Here is a 2908-nt window from a genome sequence, read left to right as displayed (position 1 = left end):
GCAGCGCGGATGCCCGCGCGGATGTACACCGGGTTGGGTTCGGGTGCGCTACTCGCAGGCGCGGTGGGTTATATCGGTCTGGTGGATCCGCACAAGCCCGACGCGATCTTTCCCCTTTGCCCGTTTCGCCTGCTCACTGGGTGGAATTGCCCCGCGTGTGGAGGCCTGCGGATGATGCACGATCTCTTGCACGGCGATCTGGCCGCGGCGATCACCGACAACGTCTTTCTGCTCGTCGGTATCCCGATGTTGGTCGGCTGGTTTGTGCTGCGCCGCCGCTCTGGAAAATCTCTGTCGCCTATACCGGCGGTGGCGACTGCCGTCGTCGCAATGCTGGCCTGGACGGTGCTGCGTAACCTGCCGGGATTCCCGTTGGTTCCGACGCTGCTCACAAGCTAGCCAGCTGCCGGATCAGTATCGATCAAGTAGCGCGACTATGCTGTTTTGTCGTGGCGAGACGCGGCAAGATCGTCTGTACTCTCGGTCCGGCCACCAGCACTGACGAATCAGTCAGCGCGCTGGTCGAAGCCGGAATGGACGTCGCCAGAATGAACTTCAGCCACGGCGACTACAGCGATCACAAAGCTGCCTACGACCGGGTGCGGGCCGCCTCTGATGCCACCGGGCGCGCCGTGGGCGTGCTTGGCGACCTGCAGGGCCCGAAGATCAGGCTCGGCCGCTTCGCTGAAGGCCCGACCTATTGGGCCGACGGCGAAACCGTGCGGATCACCGTCGCCGACTGTCCCGGCAACCACGACCGCGTTTCGACCACCTACAAGCACTTGGCCCAAGATGCCGTGCCCGGCGACCGCGTTCTGGTCGACGACGGCAACGTCGGCTTGGTGGTCGAGGACATCGACGGCGACGACGTCGTGTGCACTGTTACCGAGGGCGGACCGGTAAGCAACAACAAGGGAATGTCGCTGCCCGGGATGAGGGTGTCGGCGCCCGCGTTGTCCGCCAAGGACGTCGAAGATCTCGAGTTCGCGCTGCACCTGGGTGTTGACATGGTGGCGCTGTCGTTCGTGCGCTCGCCATCCGATGTCGAGCTGGTCCACGAGGTGATGGATCGGGTCGGCCGCCGGGTACCCGTCATCGCCAAACTCGAGAAGCCCGAAGCGATCGACAACCTCGAAGCAGTTGTGCTGGCCTTCGATGCCGTGATGGTCGCCCGCGGCGATCTAGGCGTTGAGCTGCCGCTCGAAGAGGTTCCGCTGGTGCAGAAGCGGGCCATCCAAATGGCCAGGGAGAACGCAAAACCCGTCATCGTGGCGACCCAGATGCTGGAATCGATGATCGAAAACTCGCGGCCGACGCGGGCCGAGGCCTCGGACGTCGCCAACGCGGTGCTCGACGGCGCCGATGCGGTGATGCTGTCTGGCGAAACCGCCGTCGGCAAGCATCCCTTGGCCGCGGTCCAGACGATGGCGCGGATCATCTGTGCGGTGGAAGAGAATTCGACCGCAGCCCCGCCGCTGACCCACGTCCCGCGGACCAAGCGCGGTGTGATCAGTTACGCCGCCCGTGATATCGGCGAGCGGCTCGACGCCAAGGCTCTGGTCGCGTTCACCCAATCCGGAGACACCGTGCGACGACTGGCGCGGCTGCATACGCCGCTGCCGCTGCTGGCGTTCACTCCGCTGCCTGAAGTGCGTAGCCAACTCGCCATGACCTGGGGCACCGAGACATTCATCGTCCCCATCATCCAGACCACTGATGGCATGATCCGCCAAGCGGACAAGTCGCTGCTGGATCTCGGCCGCTATAGGCGCGGCGACCTGGTGGTGATTGTTGCCGGGGCGCCTCCGGGCACCGTCGGGTCTACCAACCTGATCCACGTGCATCGAATCGGCGAGGACGACGTTTAAAGGCAGGCAACTAGGCTAGCCCGGTGTCTGACTTCGACGAGCTGATGTCGGTGCTCGACCTACATCCCATGGGCGACGACGTCTTCATCGGCTCTCATCCCAGCAAGAACCCACCCCGGACATTCGGCGGACTGCTGATGGCGCAATCATTCGTCGCCGGCAGCCGCACGCTGACCCGCGACTTGCCGCCCAACGCCCTTTCGGTGCACTTCATCAATGGCGGTGACATCGCCAAAGACATCGAATTTCGGGTGGTGCGGTTGCGCGACGAGCGCCGCTTCGCTAACCGCCGCATCGAGGTGACGCAGGACGGCACCTTGTTGGCGACGGTCATGATGTCCTACCTGGCCGGTGGCCGCGGCCTCGAACACAACGTCGAAGCGCCCGTGGTCGACGATCCGGAGGCATTGCCGTCGATCAAGGAGCTGCTGCGTGGGTACGAGAAAACCGTCCCGCTGTTCGTCAACGCATTGCAACCAATCGAATGGCGCTATACCAACGACCCGTCCTGGGTGATGCGGGATAAAGGCGACCGGCTCGACTACAACCGAGTCTGGGTCAGAGCCGATGGTTTGCTGCCGGATGACCCCGTGCTGCACACCGCGACCATGCTGTATTGCTCGGACACCACAGTGCTGGACTCAATCATCACCACTCACGGGCTCTCGTGGGGGTTCGACCGCATCTTTGCTGCGACCGTCAATCACTCGGTCTGGTTTCATCGCCAGGTCAGCTTTAACGACTGGGTGTTGTATTCGACATCCTCGCCGGTGGCCACCGATTCGCGGGGGCTTGGGACCGGCTATTTCTTCGACCGTGCCGGCCGGCCAGTCGCCACCGTGGTGCAAGAAGGCGTGGTCAAGTATTTCCCCAGTTCGCGGAAATAGGTCGGGCCAACAACGCCCGGCAACGATTCGGTTGCGACGCGCACAACGTGACCGCAGTGGGGCCGGTCCCAGGCGTAACGTTGCAGGTTGTTGGGTATTCGAAACGCTAGCGGCGTGCCGGCGACGAGCGCTCTGACGCAAAAGCCCACTGCG

The 2908-nt window shown here is 63.6% G+C and carries 3 protein-coding genes; all 3 read left to right on the top strand.

Going from position 1 to position 2908, the window contains the following annotated elements; translation table 11 throughout:
* The first annotated feature begins 9 nt into the window (after positions 1-9).
* Genes WBF82_RS20150 through WBF82_RS20140 form a run of 3 tightly spaced genes read left to right on the top strand, consistent with a single transcriptional unit; the run spans position 10 to position 2755 of the window.
* On the top strand, positions 10-399 hold the full coding sequence (locus WBF82_RS20150) for a DUF2752 domain-containing protein (protein WP_424384701.1): 390 nt from the start codon (positions 10-12) through the stop codon (positions 397-399).
* A gap of 50 nt (positions 400-449) precedes the next feature.
* A complete protein-coding gene (gene pyk, locus WBF82_RS20145; protein ID WP_424384699.1) occupies positions 450-1868 on the top strand; it encodes a pyruvate kinase in 1419 nt (472 codons plus the stop codon).
* A gap of 44 nt (positions 1869-1912) precedes the next feature.
* The gene (locus tag WBF82_RS20140; RefSeq protein WP_424384700.1) at positions 1913-2755 is read left to right on the top strand and encodes an acyl-CoA thioesterase II; all 843 of its coding nucleotides are present in this window, start codon (positions 1913-1915) and stop codon (positions 2753-2755) included.
* Positions 2756-2908: the final 153 nt, after the last annotated feature.

The sequence above is a fragment of the Mycobacterium sp. genome (assembly GCF_049673265.1).
Taxonomy (GTDB): Bacteria; Actinomycetota; Actinomycetes; order Mycobacteriales; family Mycobacteriaceae; genus Mycobacterium.
The sequence above is the reverse complement of the archived record's forward strand: the minus strand, read 5'-3'. Positions and strand labels throughout refer to the sequence as shown.

Coding starts and splice junctions, on each gene's coding strand:
- WBF82_RS20150 (WP_424384701.1), top strand. CDS start 10: ATGCCCGCGCGGATGTACACCGGGTTGGGTTCGGGTGCGCTACTCGCA.
- WBF82_RS20140 (WP_424384700.1), top strand. CDS start 1,913: ATGTCGGTGCTCGACCTACATCCCATGGGCGACGACGTCTTCATCGGC.